The organism is Pseudomonas sp. GW458-11-26-14-LB4 (genome assembly GCF_059423925.1).
Genome location: NZ_JBWKYU010000029.1, coordinates 23,251 through 46,340 on the forward strand (window position 1 = coordinate 23,251; position 23,090 = coordinate 46,340).

Sequence of the window (23,090 nt, forward strand, 5' to 3'; positions counted from 1 at the left end):
ACACGTTCCTGGTTTGAACAGACGCGGTCGAAGGCTGCGAGGTTTTGCTGTCAGGCCGTACCCTTGGCCTGCTGCTCCAGGTGAACCTGCAACTCGGGGTCGATCTGCAACGCCGCCGCCAGTTCATCCAGATAATTGCGCTCGGCGTCCTGCTGATCGTCCACCAGCATCACGCTGGCCAGATACATTTCGGCGGCCATGGCCGGATCGTTCTGCGCCGCCTGAGCCACTTCGGTGGGGTCCAGCGGCTTGGCGACTTCATCGTCGAGCCATTGCTGCAGGTTCGGGTCATCGATGTGCTTGCCGATTTCGCTGCTGATCAGGTGTTTTTCCGACTCATCGATCCGCCCGTCAGCCTTGGCCGCCGCGATCAATGCACGCAGGACGGCGTGGCTGTGTTCTTCGACCTGCGGGCCGGACAGCAGATCCGCGGTTTGCGGGGTTTGCTGCGGCGCAGCAGAAGCCTGACTGCGTTGCCAGGCCTGATACGCCTGGAACGCCATCATGCCCAGCGAGGCCAGCGCCGCGTAGTTGGTACCGCCGGAACGACGCTGCGTCCCGCCGCCCAGCGCTCCGCCACCGGCGAGCAATCCGCCAAGCAGCCCACCCAAGCCACCCAGCCCTCCGGCAGGAGAACCGCCGCCACTGCCGCCGCCCAGCAGACCACCGAGCAACCCGCCAAGCCCACCCGCTCCCCCGCCGGTCGACGCGCCACCTGGTTGTCCCGCCGAGGCTTGGCCTCGCAGCAGTTGTTCAAGCAGATCACTGGTGTTCATGACGTCGTCCTCAGGCAAAGGGGTATGACTGCGTCAGGCAACGATAGTCCTCTTGATGCGATGTGCCAGCACCGTTGGGCTGACGCCGGGCATCAACCCGGACTCTTTTCCCGGCGCATCTGTGTCACCAGTGTGAAGCGGTCTTCGGGGTGCGTGGTTTCCGATACCACCATCAGCGCGCCGTCCTCGTCACGGTACTGGCGAATGATGTTCAGCCCCGGCGACCCGGCTTCGGCGTTGAGGCTTTTGGCGATCTCCGGACTCAGCAACACCGCGCGCACCTGTTGGTCGACCACGTCGATGTGCCGGCCGAAATGGCGCTCGATCAGCGCGGCGATCAGTTCGTCCGGATGCTGTTCGGCCAGCTCGATGACTTCGGCGTAGGTTTCCTGCGCGTAGACATCGGTCCAGCACAGCGGCGCCCGCCGGTTCTGTTCGTCGACGCGAATGCTCGACACGCAAAAATAATGCTCCCCCGGCTCCATGCCCAGGCGTCGGGCCTGGGCGATGTCGGCGACAAAACGGGAGACGTTCTGAATGCTGCGCATCTGGGTTTCCGCCAGGTGCACCAGGTCGGACACCGAGGCCAGCGACTGCGAGTACCCGCCCTTCGGCGAGACAGACTCGACGCGGGTTCCGACCCGCTTGCGCCGCGAGACCAGCCCCTGATTCTGCAACTGCGTAATGGCCGCCCGCACGGTGTGCCGGCTCACGTCGTACAGCTCGCACAGTTCGAACTCGGTCGGCAGCAGCGATCCGAGCGGATAGCGACCGCTGGAGATGCCCTCCATCAAGTCTTTTGCAACGACCGCATAGCGCGTGTTCATACCTTTCATCAGTCCCGATGGTTAAGCGAGTTGACAGTGTATCAGCGAGGGCGCAAGAATTATGTACGGACATAATAAATATGTCCGATCAATAACAAACATATTCAGGATTCCCTCATGTCCAGCACTGTCTTCGACTCCGCCCTGTTCCGCGACATGTTCGGCACCGCCGAGATGCGCAGCGTGTTTTCCGACCAAGCCCTGATCGAACGCTACATTGAAGTGGAAGTCGCCCTGGCCCGGGCCGAAGCGCGCTGCGGCGTGATCCCGGCGGCTGCCGCCGAACAGATTGCCGAGCTGGCAACCTATGCCTCGCTCGATCTGGCGCTGATGCAGCACGAGACCGAAATCGTCGGTTACCCGATCCTGCCGCTGGTGGAGCAGCTGTCGAAAACCTGCGGTGAAGCCGGCCGTTACGTGCACTGGGGCGCGACCACCCAGGACATCATGGACACTGCCGTCGTCCTGCAAGTCCGCGCTGCGCTGGCCATCGTCGAGCGCGACATTCAAGCGGTGCGCGGTTTGCTCGCCGACCTTGCCAAGCACTATCGCGACACGCCAATGGCCGGCCGCACGCATTTGCAGCACGCGCTGCCAATCACTTTCGGCTATAAGTGCGCGGTGTGGCTGAGCATGTTCGACCGCCACGCCGAACGTCTGGTGGAGCTGCGTCCACGGGTGGAAATCGGTCAGTTTGCCGGCGCGGCGGGCACCCTCGCCTCCCTTGGCGACAAAGGTCTGGAAGTGCAGGAAGCGCTGATGGCTGAACTGGGTCTGGGCGTGCCGCAAGCCACCTGGCACGTCGCCCGCGATGGTCTGGCGGAAACCCTGAACTTCCTCGGTCTGGTCACCGGCTCGCTGGGCAAGATTGCCCTCGACGTCATGATGATGATGACCAGCGAACTGGGTGAAGTTTACGAACCGTTCGTCAAGGGCCGTGGCGCTAGCAGCACCATGCCGCAAAAGCGCAATCCGATTTCCTGCGAGCTGATGTATGCCGCTGCCAAAGGCGTGCGCCAGCAGGCGGGTCTGATGCTTGACGCAATGATTCAGGACTTCGAGCGCTCCACCGGTCCATGGCAAGCCGAATGGATCGCCATCCCGGAAGCCTTTGCCCTCAGCGCTGCCTCGCTGGGTCAGGCGAAGTTCATGCTCGCCGGCCTTGAAGTGCGCACCGAGCGCATGCGCAAAAACCTCGACATGACCCAGGGCCTGATCGTCGCCGAAGCCGTAATGATGGGGCTGGCGCCAGCACTCGGTCGTCAGGTTGCGCATGACGTGGTCTATGCCGCCTGCCGCATGGCCAACGATCAGGGCACCAGCCTGCTCGACGCGCTGCTGGCCCAGGGTGAGGCCACCGCGCAACTGGATGTCGAGGAACTCAAGCGCCTGACCGATCCGGCCAACTACCTGGGCCTTGCGCCGCAGATGGTCGACATCGCCCTGGCACGTGAGGGTTCGGTCAAACGCTGATCCTCACCGGGCTCGCCGCGCGCGAGCCCTCTGCCCATCGCTCGCCAATAACAACAACGAGATCGCAGACATGACCACCCCCGACAAAAAACCGCTGTACAAGGACCTGACCTTTCAGGTAATCGCCGCCATGCTGCTGGGGATTGCCTTCGGCTTCCTCGCGCCGGAACTGGCGGCCAGCTTCAAGATTCTCGGCGACATCTTCCTCAAGCTGATCAAGACCGCCGTCGCCCCGCTGGTGTTTTTCACCGTGGTCCACGGCATCGCCTCGGCGGGCGACATCAAACGCGTGGGCAAAGTCGGCCTGCGTGCGTTGATCTACTTTGAAGTGGTATCGACCATCGCCCTGGCCATCGGCCTGCTCTGGGGCAACCTGCTGAACATCGGCTCCGGCATGCACGACGCTCACCCGAGCAGCGCCACTGCCGCAGCCGCCAGTGCCGCCGTCGCCAAGGGCCATGCCCCGGCGTCGACCCTGGACTTCATCTACGGGATTTTCCCGGACAACTTCGTCGGCGCCTTCGCCGGCGGCCAATTGCTGCAAGTGCTGGTGATTTCGGTGCTGTTCGGCTTCGCCCTGCTGGCGTTGAAACCGGAACGCCGCAGCGTGATCGAGGATAGTCTGAGTCGGGTCTCGGAGTGCTTCTTCGAGTTCATCAACCTGATCATGAAGTTCGCTCCGCTCGGCGCGTTCGGTTCGGTGGCGTACGCGGTTGGCAGCAACGGCTCGGCGGTGCTGATGTCGCTGGCCAATCTGGTGCTGATGTTCTACGTCGGCGTGGCGTTTTTCATCTTTGTCGTACTGGGTGCGGTCTGCCGTATTTCCGGATTCAGCCTGTGGCGGTTCCTCAAGTACATCAAGGATGAGATTTTCATCGTGCTCGGCACCGCTTCATCGGAAAGCGCCCTGCCGCGCCTGCTGCAAAAACTCGAGAAGTTCGGTTGCTCGAAACAGAGCGTCGGTCTGGTGCTGCCCACCGGTTATGCCTTCAATCTCGACGGCACGTCCATTTACATGTCGCTGTGCGTGCTGTTCATCGCCAATGCCTACGGTGTGCCGATGAGCTGGGAGCAACAACTGGGCACCATCGCGATCATGCTGGTCACCTCCAAAGGCGCGGCGGCGGTGTCCGGTGGCAGCTTCGTGGTGTTCGCAGCAACCGTCACGGCGATTGGCGTCCTGCCGGTGGAAGGTCTGGCGCTGCTGTTCGGCGTCTACCGCTTCATGTCGATGGCCATTGCCACCTGCAACACCATCGGCAATAGCGTGGCAACCGTGGTGGTGTCGAAGTGGTCGGGGGAGTTCACCGAGCAGACCGCCAAGGCTGAATACAGCCGGGTGTTCGGCCGCAGTCCGGAAGCCGCGCTCTGACGGTTACCGATGTCACATAAAAATGCCCCGGCCCTGCCGGGGTATTTTTTTCAGGGCCAGCTAATCTTCAAGAATGGGTGAACCTTGACCCGGCCCGACCGGTCGATAACTGCAACCCCGACCCGGTTGGTCGCCACCCTTGCTGCCCAAGGGTTTACGCGGCTTGCTGCATTTTCTGGAGAACGCCTTCGTGATATCGACCGTCCACATCGCCAGGCTCAAGGCCTGGGGCGCCCATGGTTTCACCGCGACCGGCGTGGTCACCGCCTTCCTGGCCACCCTTGCCCTGCTGGAAAACCAGCCGATCCACTGCCTGATGTGGCTGGGCGTGGCGCTGATCGTCGACGGCCTCGACGGGGCGCTGGCGCGCAAGGTCAACGTGCAGTCGGTGCTGCCGAGTTTCGACGGGTCGATCCTCGATCTGGTGATCGATTACCTGACCTACGTGTTCATCCCGGCGCTGTTCATCTATCGCTACATTCCCCTGCCCGACTACACCTTGCTGCTGACCGTGTCGCTGATTCTGGTGTCGTCGCTGTTCTGCTTCTGCAACGTCAACATGAAGAGCAAGGACAACTACTTCGTCGGCTTTCCCGCCGCGTGGAACGTGGTTGCGTTGTGCCTGTACATCATTGATCCGGGGCCGTGGCTCACCTTCCTGACGGTGATTGGTCTGGCGCTGCTGACCGTGACCCGGATGAAATTCCTGCACCCGTTCCGGGTGCGCCGGTTCATGCCGATCAACATTGCGGTGACGGCGATCTGGTTGCTGTGCAGCCTGTCGCTGGTGCTGAACCACCCGGTGATCAACCCGCTGGTGATGGGCCTGTGGCTGCTGGCGTCGGCGTACTTTCTCGGCATCTGCATCTGGCGCACGGCGCTGGAGTGGTTCGACAGTGCGCATCTGAAATAGAAACTCCTGTGGGAGCGAGCCGGCTCGCTCCCACAATGGCTTCAGCGTTTGGTAATCACCACCTCCAGATACTCACTCGGCACCACCATCGATTCCGCTCCCGCCCGATTCAATCCGTCGATCAGTAACGTCAGGTCCGTTTCCAGCGCCTGCCCGCTTTCCGGCGGCAACGCCGCGAATGCCTTGTGTACCGGGCCGTACCAGTGGCGAAACACATCAATGAAATGCGCCGCCGAGCGATAGCGGAAGTTGAAGTGGCGTCGAGTCACCTGCAACTGAAACTGGCGATCGTCGAAATGCGAATGCAGCCAGGCTTCCGCGCCCCAGTTCGAGGGCGGTTGCGCAACGGGTGGCGGTGGCAGGTAGCGACCGAGGGTCTTGAACATCTGGCCGACGAAGCCTTCCGGCGTCCAGTTGGCCAGACCGATCCGTCCGCCACGGCGACAGACCCGACCCAGCTCCTTGGCCGCTTTCGCCTGATCCGGGGCGAACATCACGCCGAACGTCGACAGCACTGCGTCGAAACTGGAATCGGCAAACGGCAGCGCTTCGGCATCGGCGACCTGAAAGGTCACCTCCAGATGCTCGGCGCGCGCCCGGTCCTGGCCGCGCTCCAGCAACGCCGCAACGTAGTCGGTGGACGTCACCAGACAACCACGGCGTGCCGCCGCCAACGTGGCATTGCCGTTGCCGGCGGCGACGTCCAGTACTTCTTCATCGCAGCGCAGGTCGCAGGCTTCGGCGAGGGTTTCACCGACAATCTGCAAGGTGGTGCCGATCACGGCGTAGTCGCCACTGGCCCAGGCGACTTTCTGGCGTTCCTTCAGGGCAGTGAGATCAATGGGGGTACTCATGAATGGGGGCTCCACGGCAGAGGGGTCAATCGGCGGTCGTCGGATCGATGATGCTCGTCACCCGGGACACGCTGTTGGCCGGAAATCCCCCACGCTTGGCGTGTTCGCGCACCAGTTCCTCGTTGGGTGCGATGTACACGCAATAGATCTTGTCGGCAGTCACATAACTCTGCAGCCACTGCACCTCTGGCCCGAGTTCACGCAGCACGTTGCAGGACGTTTGCGATACGGCCTTGAGTTCTTGCTCCGATAGCTTTCCGGCTCCTGGAATCTCGCGTTCAATCACGAACTTCGGCATGGCAACCTCGCTTTCTTTTTATGGATGTCAGAGCCGTTGGCGGCCCTGCTCGCCCACTATCGCGCGGGCGCTGTCCGGCGTCCCTGCCAATCGTCCGGAGAGCCCGTAAAACCGGGCGTTGGCCGATGAGTGGCGGGATTTTGTAAAGGCCCCGAAACACTGTCGGGGGGTTGCCAACGCGCCGGCTGATCGGCTCTCATGCAGACCCTCCCCCGAAACGGAATTCGATCATGTCCTTGCGCTTCGAATGGCTCGCCGATCACATGCAACACAGCGACACTTACGCGGCATGGATCCACCGCCAGTTTCACTACGAATATGCCGAGCAGCCCCTGGCCGAATGGCAGCGCGAATTTGCCGAGGGCCAGACCAATGGCGACTGGCGCTGCCTGATTGCGCTGGACGGGGATCGACTGCTGGGCGGTGCGGCATTGGCACGGGCGGACCTTGCCCTACGACCGGATCTGGGGCCGTGGCTGGCCTGTGTGCTGGTCAGCCCCGAATCACGCGGTCAGGGTCTGGCAGAGAGGCTGATCGACGGAATTGCCGAAGAAGCGAAACTCCGGGGCCTGCCGCGTTTCTACCTGCACACTCAAAGCAAAAAGGACTATTACGCCAAACGCGGCTGGACGGTGCTGGAGCGTTTTCACGCCTGGGGCAACGAACAATGGCTCATGGTGCGCGACCTGTGAGCCATTGAGTTTCGCGGTTTACGCAGCAGGTGCCTTGGCCTCTTTGAGCAGTTGCTGAATCATCTGCTCCTGCGCCTGGTAACTGCCTTCGCCAAAGTGGGTGTAACGCACCTGCCCCTTGGCGTCGACCAGGTAATGCGCCGGCCAGTACTGGTTATCGAAGTTGCGCCAGATCGCGTAGTTGTTGTCGATGGCCACCGGGTATGTAATGCCGAGCTTCCGCACCTGATCCTTGACGTTGTCGATGATCCGCTCGTAGCCGTATTCCGGAGTGTGCACGCCGATCACCACCAGACCGTCCTTGCCGTACTTTTTCTCCCACTCTTTCACATACGGCAGGGTGTGCTGGCAGTTGATGCAGTCATACGTCCAGAAGTCCACCAGCACCACTTTGCCGCGCAGGGACTCAGCCGTCAGTTCCGGCGAGTTCAGCCATTGCACCGCGCCGGACAGCGACGGCATCGCGCCTTTGCCGGCCTCGTCTTCGGTCGAGTCCGCACGCACTTTGCTGACGAAGTAGTCCACCACCTTCGGCACGTTTTCCAGCACGCTTTTCTCGACCGACGCCACGCCTTGGGACGAAGTGTTGGCCAGCAGCAGGTTGTCGGCACCGGTGGCGATCACCGCCGCCGTCGCCAGCACCGCAACACCCGCGCCGCGGCGGAACCAGCCGGTAAACGGAATCGACGGTTTCAGCCGGTTGACCAGGCCGCGACCGGCGAAGATCAGCGTTCCCAGCGACAGCGCACTGCCTGCGCCGTAGGCCAGCAGCAACAGGCTGGTCTGGGCGTTGGCGCCTTGCAGCATGGCACCCGTGAGGATCACGCCGAGGATCGGACCGGCGCACGGCGCCCACAGCAGACCGGTGGCGACACCGATCATGATCGACGCCATCGGGCCGGTCTTTTTCCGGCTGTCCGGGTCGAGGCGATTGCCCAGCAGCACGAAGGGCCGGGCCAGCCAGTCACCGATACGGGCGGAAATCAGCGACAGCGCAAACAGCACCATCACCGCCAGCGCAATGTGACGACCGGTGTTGCTGGCCTCGATCACCCACTCGCTGCTGACCACCGCCAGGCTGGAGATCAGGGCAAAGGTCAGGGCCATGCCGCCGAGGGTCAGCAGGATCGAAGAACGAGTGCGGTCGGCACCGGCGAACAGAAACGGCACCACCGGCAGGATGCACGGACTGAGGACAGTCAACAGACCGCCCAGGAAAGCGATGAGAAACATGAGGTTCACCTTTTGAATGAGGGATGGTCTGTTGACTGGATCGGGGGCCGCCCGTTACGGGCAGCCCCCTTCAATCCTCAAGCCGTCTGGTTGTCCAGCCATTGGCTTTGCGGCGTGCGGCTGGCACCGTTCTCGGCCAGCGTCTGGCCTTGCGGCGTACGGCTGGAACCGTCGGCGGCGACCATTTGCCCCTGCGGTGTGCGGCTGGCGCCGTCGGCGGCGATCAGGCCGTCGCTGCCCGGCTTGGCCACCGGAGCCAATTGGAAGCAGGTGCTGCTGCCACAGGTGTTCTGTTCGACGGCAGCGTTGGCATGGGCCGCGACGCCGGCGAGGGAGAAGGCAACAGCGGTCAGATAGCGCGATACGTTGTTCATGGCGATGTTCCTTTTATAGAGGTGGGTAATCAGTTGTCTTCGTTGCAGCCGTCGGCGAATTTGCGGTAGTCGAGCACCTGGGTCTTGCCGGCCGAGTCGAGGTAGGTCAGGCGGGCGTCGACGATGCCGCAGGTCATCGAGTTGTCCTGTTTCAGCGACACGACTTTCTGGATGTCCAGGTGGCTGCCGTAGGAGTAGGTTTGCGGGGTGACATCGGCTTCGGCGCGGGCCGACAGGGTGCAGATGTTCAAAGCGGCAAACAGGCAAGCGGCAGCGATCGATTTGGTCTTGGTGTTCATGGCGTTTTCCTCGGGCTTCAATGGTTGAATCGTTGAGTGGGCCGAGGCTTTCTGTGTGTGCCTCGATGGAGCTCATTTAAAGCTCGCGAGGTATCGCGCATGTGTCGGCAAATGCCGTGTATAAATCGCTACGTATCCGCACGCGCCCGGGATACACAGCGATACAAAACCCTGTAAAAATCCGCTTTTTGCGTCGGCGTGTATCCGTCACAGCGCTGGATACACTGCAATACAAAGGCAGGCAGGCGGCCTCGCGCAGGCTCGATAGACTGCCTGGCAATCCCCTTTGATTGAGGTTTGGCCCATGGAACATGTCGATCACATCCTGATCGTCGACGATGACCGCGAGATTCGCGAACTGGTCGGCAATTACCTGAAGAAGAACGGCCTGCGCACCACGGTGGTTGCCGATGGCCGGCAGATGCGCAGTTTTCTGGAAGCCAATACCGTCGACCTGATCGTGCTCGACATCATGATGCCCGGCGACGATGGCCTGCTGCTGTGCCGCGAATTGCGCTCGGGCAAACACAAGGCCACACCGATCCTGATGCTGACCGCGCGCAATGATGAAACCGACCGCATCCTCGGCCTGGAAATGGGCGCCGACGATTACCTGACCAAACCGTTCGCCGCCCGCGAACTGTTGGCGCGGATCAATGCCGTCCTGCGGCGCACCCGGATGCTGCCGCCGAATCTGGTGGTCACCGAAAGCGGCCGGCTGCTGGCGTTCGGTCGCTGGCAGCTCGACACCTCCGCCCGGCATCTGCTGGACAAGGACGGCACCATGGTCGCGCTCAGTGGTGCGGAATACCGTTTGCTGCGGGTGTTCCTCGACCATCCGCAACGGGTGCTGAGCCGTGATCAATTGCTCAACCTGACACAGGGCCGCGACGCCGATCTGTTCGACCGATCCATCGATCTGCTGGTCAGCCGCCTGCGCCAGCGCCTGCTGGATGACGCCCGCGAACCGGCCTACATCAAGACCGTGCGCAGCGAAGGCTATGTGTTTTCGCTGCCGGTCGAAGTCCTCGGAGCCCCCGCATGAATCTCGCCCTGCACTGGCCGCGTACCCTCGCCTCCCGCTTGTCGCTGATTTTCCTGATCGGCCTGATCCTCGCTCAGGCGCTGTCGTTCGGCGCGCAATATTACGAGCGCTACGAAAGCGCGAAAAACACCATGCTCGGCAACCTCGAAACCGACGTTTCGACCTCGATTGCCATCCTCGACCGACTGCCCGCCGAAGAACGCCCAATGTGGCTCAAACGCCTGGCTCGCAAGAATTACGGCTATCTGCTGAGCGAAGGCGAACCGGGTACACCGCTGGATCCGCAGGACGTGCCGATTGCCGTCACCTCGATCACCGACGCAATTGGCGAGGCCTATCCGCTGACGTTCACCGATATTCCCGGCCCGAAAAAACACTTTCAGGGCCACCTGCGCCTGAGCGACGGCAGCCCGGTGACCATCGATGTGCGCCCGTCGATGGTGCCGCTGTCGCCATGGCTGCCGGTGGTATTGCTCGGGCAACTGGCGCTGATGCTCGCCTGCACCTGGCTGGCGGTGCGCATCGCCATCCGCCCCCTTACCCGCCTCGCCAACGCTGTGGAAACCCTCGACCCGAACGCGCACCCGATCAACCTCGACGAAAAAGGCCCGAATGAAGTGGCCTACGCCGCCCGCGCCTTCAACTCGATGCAGGCGCGCATCGCCGCGTACCTGAAAGAGCGCATGCAACTGCTCGCGGCGATCTCCCACGATCTGCAAACCCCGATCACCCGCATGAAACTGCGGGCAGAGTTCATGGACGATTCGGTCGAGAAAGACAAACTGTGGAACGACCTCGGCGAGATGGAACATCTGGTGCGCGAAGGCGTGGCCTACGCCCGCAGCATCCACGGCTCGACCGAGGAAAGCCGGCGCACCAATCTTGATTCGTTCCTCGACAGCCTGGTGTTCGACTATCAGGACATGGGCAAGGAAGTGCAGTTGAGCGGCAAGAGTGACGCGGTCATCGACACCCGCCCCCACGCGTTGCGCCGGGTGCTGGTCAACCTGACCGACAACGCGCTGAAGTTCGCCGGCGCTGCCGAGTTGCTGATTCAACGGGACAAAAGCGGCCTCTCGATCAAGGTCATGGATCGCGGCCCGGGCATCGCCGAAGAAGAACTGGCCCAGGTGATGGAGCCGTTCTACCGCGTGGAAAACTCGCGCAACCGCAGCACGGGAGGCACCGGGCTGGGGCTGGCGATTGCCCAGCAACTGGCGATGGCGCTGGGCGGTTCGCTGACGCTGAGCAATCGCGAAGGTGGCGGGTTGTGTGCGGAGCTGAAATTGCCGCTACAGGCCTGAACCAACAAAAAGCCCTGTGGGAGCCAATGCTCTCACAGGGCTTTTTGTTGTCGGTGAGATCAGTTGATGCCGATCACTCCGTCCTCATGCAGTTGCTGCAACAACGCCAGACCGCTGTCCATGAATGACACTGTTTCCGGCAACCCCGCCTCCAACGCCAACCCTTGCAGTTGCTCACGACCATTGAGCAACGGGAACTCCTCGATCCGCTGCAACAACCGCCACGCCAGCGGGCTCAGCTCGGAAAACTTCACACTGAAATCTACCGCACGCCGTACCAGCAACAACGTTGGCTGGGCCGGTGGTGTAGACGGTTGATGGTCAGGGCTGAGGATTTGCACCGGCCAGGTGTACGCCAACGGCCAGGCCAGTGCCGAAACCTGCAACGGCCGATCCAGCAAGTGCGCCGGATCGCTCGCCGGCAAGGCTTCGGCGTCGGACTGCTGCAACACCATTTCCACCCATTCGTAATGCGCCAGCTCCACCAGAAACGCCGGCCAGTCGCCCTCGCTCAACACGGCAGGTTCCGAGGCGAGGTAGCCGACAAACTCCTCGGCGATCTCACCGAATTTCGGCGTCTGCGCGCGGTAGTCCCGCAGAAAGCCGCGGATCAACGTGCGCCAGCGTTCCTGGCCGATGATCCGGATCAGCACCGGAAATGTGCTGCCCAGCAGTTGCGAGACATTGTTGAACACCAGATCGCGATAGACATTGACCCGCGCCGCGTTCATGGCGGCGGGTGGCGCTTCATGTTCTGGATCGCGCAAATAGCGGGTCAACGCCTGTTGTTGCAGCAGAAGATTATCCACGCGGGCCTCCTTCGGCTTGCAGGCGGCGGACGGTTTGCAGTTCGGCCACCAGTTCAGAAAACGCCGGGAAATTGAAATCACGTTCCAGCAAGGTTGGCTGCGCACCGAATCGGCCATAAGCGTCTGCCAACAACAACCAGACCACCGGTTTGACCGAGGCGCCGTGGGTGTCGATCTTCAGTGTGTCGGACTCGTCGAAATGCCCGGCCACGTGCATCCCGACCACCCGGCCCGGCTCGATGGCGGCCAGGAACGTCTGCGGATCGAAACCGTGGTTGATCGAATTGACGTAGACGTTATTGACGTCCAGTAGCAGATCGCAATCGGCCTCGCGCAGCACGGCGTTGGTGAAGGTCACTTCGTCCATGTCCTGCCGGGGCGCCGCGTAATAGGAAACGTTTTCCACCGCCAGTCGCCGGCCAAGAATGTCCTGGGCCTGGCGGATCCGTGCGGCGACGTGGCGCACCGCTTCTTCGGTGAACGGCAACGGCAGCAGGTCGTAGAGGTGACCGTCGTCGCTGCAATAGCTCAGGTGTTCGCTGTACAGCGGTACTTTGTGATGATCGAGGAAGGTCCGCACTTCCCGGAGAAAACCGACGTCCAGCGGCGCCGAACCACCGAGCGACAACGACAGTCCGTGACAGGACAACGGATATCGCTCGGCCAGCTCACGCAACGCGGCGCCATGAGCGCCGCCGACGCCGATCCAGTTTTCCGGGGCGACTTCCAGAAAGTCGAAATCGCCGGTGCGAGCGGCTTGCAGGTCTTTCATCAGGCCGCGACGCAGGCCGAGCCCGACACTGGCCTGCAAGGTGGGGTGGGGAATCTGCATGGGCAAGGTCTCTGCTGAGGAGCCGCCGGGGGCGGCGACTGACAGGCTCAGTTAAACCGGCGGGTGTATCGCGGCTGTGTGGGTAATGCGGGGGAAGTGGCGGGATTTGTATCGGCGGCGGGCCTGTACACAGTGGGATACAGACACCGTCGCGATACACAACCCCGAAATCCACACAGCCCGCTCCCGCCGGCGCCAACAGCGGCTAGACTCAATCAGTACCCAGTCGAGGGGGATGCAGGACAGCAGTGTCGCCCTGCCCGTTTCCACGACCACCGCCCGGTGGTGAATGCCTCGACCCCCAACGCCACCGGACTGTGATCCTGTCAAAGGAGCACATGAAATGGACGAGGCCAGACTCAACGAATTCATGGGCAAACTGGTCAACGACATGGGCGGCGCGGCGATGCTGGCCAATGTCATTGTCGGCGAAGAACTCGGCCTGTATCGGGCAATGGCCGACAGCCAGCCGGTCAGCCCCGAATCCCTCGCTGCAAAAACCACCTGCAACCCGCGACTGGTGCGCGAATGGCTGAGCGCCCACGCGGCGTCCGGCTACATGGAACACCACGACGGCAAGTTTCGTTTGCCGGAAGAACAGGCGCTGGCCCTGGCCAAGGAGGATTCGCCGGTGTACGTGGCCGGCGGCCTCGGGGTGGTGGCGTCGTTTTTCCATGACAAGGACAAACTGGTCAAGGCCATGCGCGGCAACGGCGCCCTGCCTTGGGGCGATCACCATCCGTGCATGTTCACCGGCACCGAGCGCTTCTTTCGTCCCGGCTACAAGGGGCATTTGATCGCCGAGTGGCTGCCGGCGCTGGACGGCGTGGTGGCCAAACTCGAAGCAGGCGCCAAGGTCGCCGACATCGGCTGCGGTCACGGTGCGTCCACGGTGATCATGGCCCAGGCGTATCCCAACTCGCGGTTCGTCGGCTTCGACTATCACGCGCCTTCGATCACCGTTGCCACCCAACGGGCCGAAGAAGGCGGCGTCAGCAGTCGTGCGCGGTTCTTCCAGGGCACGGCGAAAAGCTATCCCGGCGATGACTATGACCTGATCTGCTATTTCGACTGCCTGCACGACATGGGCGATCCGGTCGGTGCGGCAAAGCATGCGTTTAAATCCTTGAAAGACGACGGCACGGTGCTGCTGGTCGAGCCGTTTGCCAACGACACCCTGGACGAAAACATCACGCCGGTCGGGCGCTTGTTCTATGCCGCGTCGACGTTCATCTGCACGCCAAACTCGCTGTCCCAGGAAGTGGGGCTCGGCCTCGGTGCGCAGGCGGGAGAATCGCGCTTGCGCAAAGTGTTTACCGAAGCAGGTTTCAAACACTTCCGGCGTGCGACGCAGACGCCGTTCAACCTGATTCTGGAGGCTCGCAAATAACCTCGGGCAGCGGATGCCTCTGAAAAGAGGTGTCCGTCGGTGCTAACCTGCAAGGCACTTACAGCCTGCGGAGCGCTGATCATGCTCGACCGTCCCCTCCCCGACCCGCTCGACTATCTGCAAGAGGTCATGGCCGACGGCGACTTCATTGTGCTGACCGGCGCCGGCATCAGCACGCCATCGGGCATCCCGGATTATCGCGACACTGACGGCGTACGCCGTGGCCGGCAGCCGATGATGTACCAGGAATTCCTCGCTGCCCCGGAATCGCGTCGGCGCTACTGGGCCCGGGCCATGCTCGGCTGGCCGCGCGTGCGCCAGGCACGGCCGAACGCGGCCCATGAGGCGTTGGCCAGTCTGCAAAGCCACGGACGGATCGGCGGTTTGATTACCCAGAATGTCGACACCTTGCATGATCAGGCCGGTAGTCACGACGTCATCGAACTGCACGGCAGCCTGCACCGGGTTCTGTGTCTGGATTGCGGTCAGCGCAGCGAGCGGGATTCGATTCAGCAACTGATGGAAACGCAGAACCCGTATCTGGCCGGCGTCGATGCCGTGCAGGCACCGGACGGCGACACCCTGCTCGACCCGGCTTTCGAGGCGCGCTTCCAGGTGCCGCACTGCCCGCATTGCGCAGGCGAACGGATGAAACCGGACGTGGTGTTTTTTGGCGAGAACGTGGCGCAGCCGACAGCAGCGCGGGCCATGGCGCTGGCGGAAAATGCCGCCGGGATGCTGGTGGTGGGTTCGTCGTTGATGGCGTATTCGGCGTTTCGCCTGTGCCGGGTGATTGCGGATCGGGGCAAGCCGCTGATTGCGATCAATCTGGGGAAGACGCGGGCGGATGAGTTGCTGGATTTGAAGATTGAGGGGTGTTGTGAGGAATTGTTACCGCTGTTGGCTCAAGCAATGAATGGTTGATGGTGGGAGGGAGATGTCCGGCTTGCGATCCCTAACCCCTCTCCCAAGGGAGAGGGAACTGACCACGCTGAATATAAGAGTTACATCGACCTGAAATATCGAGTCGAACTCAAGAGTTGATGAGCCTGAATCCATAATCGACTCGGTGGCTCAGGTCGATGTACTAAGCAGCACGACTCGGTCGGCTCCCTCTCCCTCCGGGAGAGGGCTGGGGTGAGGGGGATGGATTTCAAAGATGTCCAAAATCCTCAGCCTTGAGAATGTCAAAAAGCGCCTGCGCCGCCGCCGACAGTTCATTCCCCGGATCCGTCAGCACGCCTATCGCCCGCTCAACCACGGGCTCGTGCAAGGTCAGGCAATGCGCGCCCAACTCGCGCATCTGCCCGGCACACAACGCCGGCACCGCACTGACGCCCAGCCCGCTCGCCACCATGCGCCCGACTGTCGCCAGTTGATGGCTTTCAAATTCCACCGGCAGTTTCATGCCCCGGGCCTGCAAGTGTTCCTCCAGCATCACCCGAACCGTGGACGGTCGTTGCAGGGTGATGAACGGTTCCTGCAGCAGGGTCTGCCAATCAATGTCGCTACGGTCGGCCAGCGGCGAATCCTGCGGCACCACCGCAACGAAGCGATCCTTATAAAGAGGCGTGAAGGTCAGCGAGGTGTTCTGCATCGGCTCGAACGCCACGCCAAGTTCCACCTGGCGATCGCGCACCATTTCCAGCACTTGCTCATTGATCACGTCGTTGACCGTAACGTTGACGTTCGGATAACGCGCGCGGAAGGTCTTGAGAATCGGCGGCAGCAGATTACCGGCAAACGACGGCATCGCCGCCAGCGTCACCCGCCCGCGCTGAAGGCTGAAGCGCTGGCGCATTTCGTCCTCGGCGTTGTCCCAGTCGGCGATCAGGCGCCGGGCCAGCGGCAGCAGCGATTCGCCCTCCGGGGTCAGCGCCACGTTGCGCGTGTTGCGGCTGAACAGGCGCCCGCCCAGACCTTCTTCCAGCGCTTTGATGGTCAGGCTCAGCGCCGATTGCGACAGGTGCAGGCGCTCGCAGGCCACGGCAAAGCTCAGGCTCTGGGCCACGGCGAGAAAAGCGCGGATCTGCTTGATGGTCATGAACGATTCACTCAAGGGACTAAGCTGAACACCTCATTGATCGTTCCCACGTCGAGGCGTCGAACCGTCCGCGTGGTAACGCAGCCCGTGACGCTCCGCGTCACTGGGACGCGGAGCGTCCCTAGAGGCATTCCCACGCAGAGCGTGGGAACGATCAACGAGGTCAATTATTGAGCTTTATCAATCAATCAACCTTAAAAATCAACTTAACAAATATATCCTTCAGCGCGACACTCCAGTCATTCGGCTAGCCAGCCGCCCGACAAACAATAAAAGAGGTGCATATGGCAGGTTTCGACAAGCGCGTGTATTCCTACGAGGAAGCCATGGCAGGTCTTGAAGACGGCATGACCGTGATCGCCGGCGGCTTCGGTCTGTGCGGCATTCCGGAAAACCTGATCGCCGAGATCAAGCGCAAGGGCACCCGCGACCTCACCGTCGTCTCCAACAACTGCGGCGTTGATGGCTTCGGCCTCGGCGTGCTGCTGACCGACCGCCAGATCAGCAAGGTGGTCGCCTCCTACGTCGGCGAAAACAAACTGTTCGAAGAGCAACTGCTCAAAGGCGACATCGAAGTCGTACTGACCCCGCAAGGCACCCTCGCCGAGAAAATGCGCGCAGGCGGCGCCGGCATCCCGGCGTTCTTCACGGCTACTGGCGTCGGCACTCCGGTCGCCGATGGCAAGGAAGTGCGTGAATTCCACGGTCGCAAGTACCTGATGGAAGAGTCCATCACCGGCGACTTCGCCATCGTCAAAGGCTGGAAAGCCGACCACTTCGGCAACGTCATCTATCGCCACACCGCCCAGAACTTCAACCCGCTGGCCGCCACCGCCGGCAAGATCACCGTGGTCGAAGTCGAAGAAATCGTCGAACCCGGCGAGCTGGATCCGGCACACATCCACACGCCCGGCATCTACGTCGACCGGGTCATTTGCGGCACGTTCGAAAAACGCATCGAACAACGCACCATCCGCAAATAATCCAGGCTGACGGAGAACAAGAACATGGCACTTACCCGCGAACAAATGGCTCAACGCGTCGCCCGCGAAATGCAGGACGGCTACTACGTGAACCTCGGTATCGGCATCCCGACCCTGGTCGCCAACTACATCCCCGAAGGCATGGAAGTCATGCTGCAATCGGAAAACGGCCTGCTCGGCATGGGCCCTTTCCCGACTGAAGACACCATCGACGCCGACATGATCAACGCCGGCAAGCAAACCGTGACCGCGCGCATTGGCGCGTCGATCTTCAGCTCCGCCGAATCCTTCGCAATGATCCGTGGCGGTCACGTCGACCTGACCGTGCTCGGCGCCTTCGAAGTGGACGTGCAAGGCAACATCGCCTCGTGGATGATCCCCGGCAAACTGGTCAAGGGCATGGGCGGCGCGATGGATCTCGTAGCCGGCGCGGACAACATCATCGTCATCATGACCCACGCGTCCAAGGACGGTGAGTCCAAGTTGCTGAGCCAGTGCAGCCTGCCGCTGACCGGCGCCGGTTGCATCAAGCGCGTCCTGACTGACCTTGCGTACCTGGAAATCGAAAATGGCGCTTTTGTCCTCAAGGAACGCGCACCTGGCGTCAGCGTCGAGGAAATCGTCGCCAAAACCGCTGGTAAACTGATCGTCCCGGATCACGTACCGGAAATGCAGTTCGCTGCCGAGTGAGGAATTCGAAAATGCAAGACGTCGTCATTGTTGCCGCCACGCGTACCGCGATCGGCAGTTTCCAGGGATCGCTGGCCACCGTCTCCGCCGTGGACCTGGGCGCAGCGGTCATCCGTCAGTTGCTTGAGCAGACCGGCCTGGACGGTGCTCAGGTCGATGAAGTGATCATGGGCCAGGTACTGACCGCCGGCGCCGGCCAGAACCCGGCGCGCCAGTCGGCGATCAAGGCCGGTCTGCCCCACGCCGTACCGGCCATGACCCTGAACAAGGTTTGCGGTTCGGGCCTCAAGGCCCTGCACCTCGGCGCCCAGGCGATCCGTTGCGGCGATGCTGACGTGATCATCGCCGGCGGCCAGGAAAACATGAGTCTGGCCAACTATGTGATGCCGGGCGCGCGCACCGGTCTGCGCATGGGTCACGCTCAAATCGTCGACACCATGATCAGCGACGGCCTGTGGGATGCGTTCAACGATTACCACATGGGCATCACCGCCGAGAATCTGGTCGAGAAATACGAGATCAGCCGCGAGCAGCAGGACGCCTTCGCCGCTGCGTCGCAACAGAAAGCCGCCGCTGCCATCGAGGCCGGTCGTTTTGTCGATGAAATCACCCCGATCCTGATTCCGCAGCGCAAAGGCGATCCGGTGGCGTTCAAGGTCGACGAGCAGCCACGCGGCGACACCACCGCCGAATCCCTGGCCAAACTGCGTCCGGCCTTCAAGAAGGACGGCAGCGTCACCGCCGGCAACGCTTCATCGCTGAACGACGGCGCGGCTGCCGTGATTCTGATGAGCGCCGAAAAAGCCAAGGCCCTGGGCCTGCCGGCCCTGGCGAAAATCGCTGCCTACGCCAACGCGGGCGTCGACCCGGCGATCATGGGTATCGGCCCGGTTTCCGCCACTCGCCGCTGCCTGGACAAGGCTGGCTGGAGCATCGGCCAACTCGACCTGATCGAAGCCAACGAAGCCTTCGCCGCACAATCGCTGGCGGTGGCCAAGGATCTGCAATGGGATCTGGACAAGGTCAACGTCAACGGCGGCGCCATCGCCCTCGGTCACCCGATCGGTGCATCGGGCTGCCGCGTGCTGGTGACCCTGCTCCACGAAATGATCAAGCGTGATGCGAAAAAGGGTCTGGCGACCCTGTGCATCGGCGGCGGTCAGGGCGTGGCCCTGGCGCTGGAACGCGCTTAAGCGCAAAAGAGGTTCAACAGCGGGCGGCGGATCCACGACATCCACTGCCCGTTGGCAACAAACCCGGTACGACTCACGTCGCACCGGGTATTTTTTTGCCCGGTCGTCAGCCAAATTTCACCAGATTCAGCACCGGCAACGGCCCGCCCGGGAACTGCACCAGTCGCGCACCCACGCTCAACTCGCCCAGATCGATACCGAAGAAGCCGAGCTGATCGATCAGCGCTCCCACTTCAGCCTTGGCCTGCGCATCATCGCCGGACAGGAACAGAACACGCTTGCCCCCCTCCGACGCCGGATCCGCTTCCAGCAAACGCGCCAGCAAGTGGTTGAACGCCTTGACCACCCGCGCGCCCGGCACCCATTCGGCGAACACTTCGCTGGACGGCCGCCCCTGCAAATCCACCGGTTTGAACAATGGCGCTTCAATCGAATTGTTGGCGTCGATAACGATCCGTCCACCGAAGTCCGGGAGCCCGGCCAGTGCGGTCGGCAGTTTCGACCAGTTCACCGCGACCAGCACGATGTCCTGAGCCGCTGCTTCTTCACGGCTAACGGCACGGGCAGTCGGGCCGAGTTCCGCGACCAGCTCCGCCAGGGTCTCCGGCCCGCGACTGTTGGCGATGACCAACGGGATGCCCTGACGCGACAAGGCTTTGGCAAACGCTGAACCGATGGCGCCAGCGCCGATGATTCCGATAGTGCTCATGGTGTTCTCCTCAAAGTGGGGGTAAGACTCGAAACGAATCTTGCGCTTGCCATTCCCACTTGATTAGCCGGTAATGTCTTGAATAATCTTCAAGCATCGCTATCAGGTCGAACCAATGGAAACCCTTGCCAATCTGGAATCTTTCGTCCGCAGCGCCGAGACCGGCAGCTTCTCCGCCGCCGCACGGTTGCTGGCGCTAACCCCGGCGGCGGTCAGTCGCAACGTGGCGATTCTCGAACGCAACCTCGGCGTGCGGCTGTTTCAGCGCTCGACCCGCAAGCTGTCGTTGACCGAGGCAGGTGAAGGTTTTCTGGCGAGCATCGGCGGCAACCTCGACGCCTTGCAGGCAGCGATTGCGACGGTGGCGACCGAGCGCGGCGAGCCGGCGGGCGTGCTCAAGATCAGCCTGCCGCCGACGTTCGGCATCGATCACATGCTGCCGCTGCTGCCGGAGTTTCTGGCGCGCTATCCGCTGATTCGCCCGGAATGGCACTTCGAGAATCGTCAGGTGGACTTGATCGCCGAGGGTTACGACGTAGCGATTGGCGGCGGATTCGAGCTGACACCCGGCGTAGTCGCCCGGCCATTGTCGTCCGCCGAAGTGCTGGCGGTGGCGTCGCCGACGTATCTGGCCGGCCGCACACTGCCGCGACATCCGGCTGATCTCGCCGATCACCACGGCATCGTCATGCGCGGCCTGCGCACCGGGCGCCTGCGCCAATGGCAGATGCACAACGAAGCCGGCGAACAGGCCAGCGCCCTGCTCAACCCGAACATCGTGCTGAATGACCCGATGGCCATGCGCACCGCGGCGTTGTTGGGTCTGGGCGTGACGATGCTGGTGCTGCCCGATGTCAGTGCGCAGATCGAACGCGGTGAACTGGTGCGACTGTTGCCCGACTGGCAATGCGATGCCGGCGCGATTTCGCTGTACTACCCCAGCCGCACTTTACTGCCGGCCAAGACCCGGGTGTTCATTGATTTTGTGGTGGAAGCGTTTGGCCGTTAGGCCGCCAGCTGCAGAATCAACCAGGCATTCGCCCCGCTGATCACCACAAACAATCCCCACGCGAGCACCTTGGTTGGCAACCGGTTCACAAACGGCCCCATCAGTTGCTTGTCGTTGGTCATGCGAATCAGCGGATACAGCGCAAACGGCAGTTGCAGGCTCAACACCACCTGGCTCAACACCAGCAACTTGCCCACCGCGCCGTCGCCCATCAGCCACACGCCGATGAATGCCGGAATCAGCGCCAGCCCACGGGTGATCAGGCGCCGCTGCCAGCAAGGGATCCGCAGGTTCAGATAGCCTTCCATGATCACTTGCCCGGCGATGGTGCCGGTGAAGGTCGAACTCTGCCCCGAGGCCAGCAACGCCACGCCGAACAGCACACTGGCCAGCGCGCCGCCCACCAATGGGTCGAGCAAGTGATAGGCGTCCTGGATGTCGACCACGTCGGTGTGTCCGGACTGATGAAAGGCTGCCTCCGCGAGAATCAGGATCGCCGCGTTGACCAGCAACGCCAGCGCCAGCGAACCGATGGTGTCGATACGCGCCAGTTTTACCGCGTCCTGCTTGCTGGCCAGATCCTTGCCGATCAGCCGTGTCTGTACGATCGACGTGTGCAGGTACAGGTTGTGCGGCATGACAGTGGCGCCGAGGATGCCGATGGCCAGGTACAACGGCGCGGCGTCGCTGATCGCCGACAGTGACGGTTTGAAGCCTAGGGCGACGTCCGGCCAGTACGGTTTGATCAACAGCAATTCAACGAAGAAACACGCGCCGATGGTGCCCACCAGCACCAGCATGATTGCCTCCAGCCGGCGGAAACCACGGTTCTGCAGGGCCAGCACCAGCAATGTATCGAATGCGGTCAGGGCGATGCCGAACGTCAGCGAACACCCGAGCAACAGGTGAAACGCCAGCGCACAGCCGAGCACTTCTGCCAGGTCGGTGGCGATGATCGAGATTTCCGCCAGCACCCATTGCAGCCGCGCCGTCGGAGTGCTGTAGCGTTCGCGGGACAGCTGCGCCAGATCGCGCCCGGTGGCGATGCCCAATCGCGAGCACAGACATTGCACAACCATGCCCGCCAGACTCGCCAGCAACACCACGAACAACAGGCTGTAACCGAAGCGCGAACCGGCCTCGATGGCGGTGGCCCAGTTGCCCGGATCCATGTAGCCGATCGACACCAGCAAACCGGGGCCGGCAAAGCGCAGCACGCGTTTGAAGAACGAGGCGTTGGGATCGACCGGAACACTGCCGGCCACTTCCGGCGGGCAGAACGGCGCCGTAGCGATTTTGGGCAAGCTGAATTTCACGCACACATCCAGAAACAAGTCGAAAGACGCAGCTTAGACGTTTCAGTCGGCGCGCCCAAGCGTAGATGTGCTGCGATCAGGGTTTGGCAGTACCCAGCAGTTGCTGGCGCAGTTCGGGATTGCGCGTGCGTGGATCCAGCCAGATATTGAAAAAAGCCTGGGCGAACAGAGGGTCATTGATCTCGTGCTGCAACTGTTGGCCAACAAAAAACCGCGCGCCCTGCCCTGGCAGATACACCCCGGTGATCCGCGTGCCGGCCTGCACGTCGACGAACGATTGCTGCATCTGGGCCTGCCACACCGCCAGTTGCGCAGGACTGATGGAGGCGCCTGCCAGGCGTTTGATCTCGTCGACGCTGGCCTTGACCAAATCTTCGCGGGACACGCTGCGCCGATAGATCAGCTCCAGGGCGAAGGGCTGACCATCGGCCAATGGACGCGCGGCGCTCCACAACCGGGCGTTGTAAACGTCGAAACCGAACACGCTGAAATCGCCGGTGCCGATGATCTGCGCGCCGGGCACCGCGTCTTGCCAACTGGCCCAAGTGGGTGTCAGCAACAACGCCCACAAGCCGATCCCGCAGCATCCACGCAACAACTTCGGTGTATTGCTCATCGCGGTATCGACTCCGGTAAACCCTGATACTCAGAGCAT

General features: G+C 62.2%; 25 protein-coding genes. 12 read left to right on the forward strand and 13 right to left on the reverse strand.

Going from position 1 to position 23,090, the window contains the following annotated elements; all coding sequences use genetic code 11:
- Positions 1 to 50: 50 nt before the first annotated feature.
- Both AC07XZ_RS27410 and AC07XZ_RS27415 read right to left on the reverse strand, forming a co-directional pair.
- Complete coding sequence (locus tag AC07XZ_RS27410; RefSeq protein ID WP_102688474.1) at positions 51 to 776, reverse strand: tellurite resistance TerB family protein; 726 nt, start codon at positions 774 to 776, stop codon at positions 51 to 53.
- A 92-nt stretch (positions 777 to 868) separates the two neighbouring features.
- The gene (locus AC07XZ_RS27415; protein ID WP_007957169.1) at positions 869 to 1,603 is read right to left on the reverse strand and encodes a GntR family transcriptional regulator; all 735 of its coding nucleotides are present in this window, start codon (positions 1,601 to 1,603) and stop codon (positions 869 to 871) included.
- Positions 1,604 to 1,720: 117 nt separating this feature from the next.
- Between AC07XZ_RS27415 and AC07XZ_RS27420 the strand changes: the two genes are divergently transcribed.
- From AC07XZ_RS27420 to pcsA, 3 genes are all read left to right on the forward strand, one after another.
- A complete protein-coding gene (locus tag AC07XZ_RS27420; RefSeq protein WP_085748258.1) occupies positions 1,721 to 3,076 on the forward strand; it encodes a class-II fumarase/aspartase family protein in 1,356 nt (451 codons plus the stop codon).
- 70 nt (positions 3,077 to 3,146) lie between these two features.
- A complete protein-coding gene (locus tag AC07XZ_RS27425; protein WP_102688473.1) occupies positions 3,147 to 4,448 on the forward strand; it encodes a cation:dicarboxylate symporter family transporter in 1,302 nt (433 codons plus the stop codon).
- A 190-nt stretch (positions 4,449 to 4,638) separates the two neighbouring features.
- Positions 4,639 to 5,361 (forward strand): phosphatidylcholine synthase, encoded by a 723-nt coding sequence (gene pcsA / locus AC07XZ_RS27430; protein ID WP_039767868.1) that lies wholly within the window; start codon positions 4,639 to 4,641, stop codon positions 5,359 to 5,361.
- Positions 5,362 to 5,402: 41 nt separating this feature from the next.
- Here the strand turns inward: pcsA and AC07XZ_RS27435 are convergent, their stop codons facing one another.
- A complete protein-coding gene (locus AC07XZ_RS27435; protein WP_074687803.1) occupies positions 5,403 to 6,215 on the reverse strand; it encodes a class I SAM-dependent methyltransferase in 813 nt (270 codons plus the stop codon).
- A 25-nt stretch (positions 6,216 to 6,240) separates the two neighbouring features.
- The gene (locus tag AC07XZ_RS27440) at positions 6,241 to 6,513 is read right to left on the reverse strand and encodes a DUF4242 domain-containing protein (RefSeq protein ID WP_007957179.1); all 273 of its coding nucleotides are present in this window, start codon (positions 6,511 to 6,513) and stop codon (positions 6,241 to 6,243) included.
- Between the two features lie 230 nt (positions 6,514 to 6,743).
- On the opposite strand from AC07XZ_RS27440, the gene AC07XZ_RS27445 reads away from it, so the two are divergent.
- On the forward strand, positions 6,744 to 7,205 hold the full coding sequence (locus tag AC07XZ_RS27445; protein WP_102688472.1) for a GNAT family N-acetyltransferase: 462 nt from the start codon (positions 6,744 to 6,746) through the stop codon (positions 7,203 to 7,205).
- A gap of 18 nt (positions 7,206 to 7,223) precedes the next feature.
- Here AC07XZ_RS27445 and AC07XZ_RS27450 read toward each other — a convergent pair whose 3' ends face one another.
- The 3 genes from AC07XZ_RS27450 to AC07XZ_RS27460 all read right to left on the reverse strand — a co-directional run bounded on the left by AC07XZ_RS27450 (position 7,224) and on the right by AC07XZ_RS27460 (position 9,111).
- Complete coding sequence (locus tag AC07XZ_RS27450) at positions 7,224 to 8,438, reverse strand: cytochrome c biogenesis protein DipZ (RefSeq protein WP_102688471.1); 1,215 nt, start codon at positions 8,436 to 8,438, stop codon at positions 7,224 to 7,226.
- 77 nt (positions 8,439 to 8,515) lie between these two features.
- Positions 8,516 to 8,812, reverse strand: coding sequence for a hypothetical protein (locus AC07XZ_RS27455; RefSeq protein ID WP_102688470.1), 297 nt, complete (start codon positions 8,810 to 8,812; stop codon positions 8,516 to 8,518).
- 29 nt (positions 8,813 to 8,841) lie between these two features.
- The gene (locus AC07XZ_RS27460) at positions 8,842 to 9,111 is read right to left on the reverse strand and encodes a DUF2790 domain-containing protein (RefSeq protein WP_007956290.1); all 270 of its coding nucleotides are present in this window, start codon (positions 9,109 to 9,111) and stop codon (positions 8,842 to 8,844) included.
- Positions 9,112 to 9,415: 304 nt separating this feature from the next.
- On the opposite strand from AC07XZ_RS27460, the gene AC07XZ_RS27465 reads away from it, so the two are divergent.
- On the forward strand, positions 9,416 to 10,156 hold the full coding sequence (locus AC07XZ_RS27465; protein ID WP_011333526.1) for a response regulator: 741 nt from the start codon (positions 9,416 to 9,418) through the stop codon (positions 10,154 to 10,156).
- The gene (locus AC07XZ_RS27470; protein ID WP_102688469.1) at positions 10,153 to 11,460 is read left to right on the forward strand and encodes an ATP-binding protein; all 1,308 of its coding nucleotides are present in this window, start codon (positions 10,153 to 10,155) and stop codon (positions 11,458 to 11,460) included. The genes AC07XZ_RS27465 and AC07XZ_RS27470 overlap by 4 nt, the downstream gene beginning before the upstream one ends.
- 59 nt (positions 11,461 to 11,519) lie before the next feature.
- Here AC07XZ_RS27470 and AC07XZ_RS27475 read toward each other — a convergent pair whose 3' ends face one another.
- Together AC07XZ_RS27475 and AC07XZ_RS27480 are read right to left on the reverse strand one after the other, a co-directional pair.
- Positions 11,520 to 12,269 carry an HvfC family RiPP maturation protein gene (locus AC07XZ_RS27475; RefSeq protein ID WP_102688468.1) on the reverse strand — a complete coding sequence of 250 codons (750 nt, stop codon included), beginning with the start codon at positions 12,267 to 12,269 and terminating at the stop codon, positions 11,520 to 11,522.
- A complete protein-coding gene (locus AC07XZ_RS27480; RefSeq protein WP_102688467.1) occupies positions 12,262 to 13,101 on the reverse strand; it encodes an HvfB family MNIO-type RiPP peptide maturase in 840 nt (279 codons plus the stop codon). Before AC07XZ_RS27480 ends, AC07XZ_RS27475 begins: the two co-directional genes overlap by 8 nt.
- A gap of 343 nt (positions 13,102 to 13,444) precedes the next feature.
- Here AC07XZ_RS27480 and AC07XZ_RS27485 point away from each other — a divergent pair, with 343 nt between their 5' ends.
- Both AC07XZ_RS27485 and AC07XZ_RS27490 read left to right on the forward strand, forming a co-directional pair.
- Entirely contained in the window at positions 13,445 to 14,491 is a 1,047-nt protein-coding gene (locus tag AC07XZ_RS27485) for a class I SAM-dependent methyltransferase (RefSeq protein ID WP_085748248.1), read from the forward strand.
- Between the two features lie 81 nt (positions 14,492 to 14,572).
- On the forward strand, positions 14,573 to 15,415 hold the full coding sequence (locus AC07XZ_RS27490; RefSeq protein ID WP_102688466.1) for an NAD-dependent protein deacetylase: 843 nt from the start codon (positions 14,573 to 14,575) through the stop codon (positions 15,413 to 15,415).
- Between the two features lie 229 nt (positions 15,416 to 15,644).
- Here AC07XZ_RS27490 and AC07XZ_RS27495 read toward each other — a convergent pair whose 3' ends face one another.
- The gene (locus tag AC07XZ_RS27495; RefSeq protein WP_102688465.1) at positions 15,645 to 16,535 is read right to left on the reverse strand and encodes a LysR family transcriptional regulator; all 891 of its coding nucleotides are present in this window, start codon (positions 16,533 to 16,535) and stop codon (positions 15,645 to 15,647) included.
- Positions 16,536 to 16,819: 284 nt separating this feature from the next.
- On the opposite strand from AC07XZ_RS27495, the gene AC07XZ_RS27500 reads away from it, so the two are divergent.
- Genes AC07XZ_RS27500 through AC07XZ_RS27510 form a run of 3 tightly spaced genes read left to right on the forward strand, consistent with a single transcriptional unit; the run spans position 16,820 to position 19,401 of the window.
- Complete coding sequence (locus AC07XZ_RS27500; RefSeq protein WP_102688464.1) at positions 16,820 to 17,518, forward strand: CoA transferase subunit A; 699 nt, start codon at positions 16,820 to 16,822, stop codon at positions 17,516 to 17,518.
- A gap of 24 nt (positions 17,519 to 17,542) precedes the next feature.
- The gene (locus tag AC07XZ_RS27505) at positions 17,543 to 18,208 is read left to right on the forward strand and encodes a CoA transferase subunit B (protein WP_007956272.1); all 666 of its coding nucleotides are present in this window, start codon (positions 17,543 to 17,545) and stop codon (positions 18,206 to 18,208) included.
- Between the two features lie 11 nt (positions 18,209 to 18,219).
- Positions 18,220 to 19,401, forward strand: coding sequence for an acetyl-CoA C-acetyltransferase (locus AC07XZ_RS27510; RefSeq protein ID WP_102688463.1), 1,182 nt, complete (start codon positions 18,220 to 18,222; stop codon positions 19,399 to 19,401).
- A gap of 106 nt (positions 19,402 to 19,507) precedes the next feature.
- On the opposite strand, the gene AC07XZ_RS27515 is transcribed toward AC07XZ_RS27510, so the two are convergent.
- Positions 19,508 to 20,110 (reverse strand): NADPH-dependent F420 reductase, encoded by a 603-nt coding sequence (locus AC07XZ_RS27515; protein WP_102688462.1) that lies wholly within the window; start codon positions 20,108 to 20,110, stop codon positions 19,508 to 19,510.
- A 115-nt stretch (positions 20,111 to 20,225) separates the two neighbouring features.
- Here AC07XZ_RS27515 and AC07XZ_RS27520 point away from each other — a divergent pair, with 115 nt between their 5' ends.
- Positions 20,226 to 21,119 (forward strand): LysR family transcriptional regulator, encoded by an 894-nt coding sequence (locus AC07XZ_RS27520; protein WP_085748314.1) that lies wholly within the window; start codon positions 20,226 to 20,228, stop codon positions 21,117 to 21,119.
- Here the strand turns inward: AC07XZ_RS27520 and AC07XZ_RS27525 are convergent.
- Together AC07XZ_RS27525 and AC07XZ_RS27530 are read right to left on the reverse strand one after the other, a co-directional pair.
- Positions 21,116 to 22,435: an Nramp family divalent metal transporter gene (locus AC07XZ_RS27525; RefSeq protein ID WP_102688461.1), complete on the reverse strand. Its 1,320-nt coding sequence runs from the start codon at positions 22,433 to 22,435 to the stop codon at positions 21,116 to 21,118. The two genes, AC07XZ_RS27520 and AC07XZ_RS27525, sit on opposite strands and share 4 nt — an antisense overlap.
- A 76-nt stretch (positions 22,436 to 22,511) precedes the next feature.
- A complete protein-coding gene (locus tag AC07XZ_RS27530; protein ID WP_085748243.1) occupies positions 22,512 to 23,051 on the reverse strand; it encodes a chalcone isomerase family protein in 540 nt (179 codons plus the stop codon).
- Positions 23,052 to 23,090 lie beyond the last annotated feature (39 nt).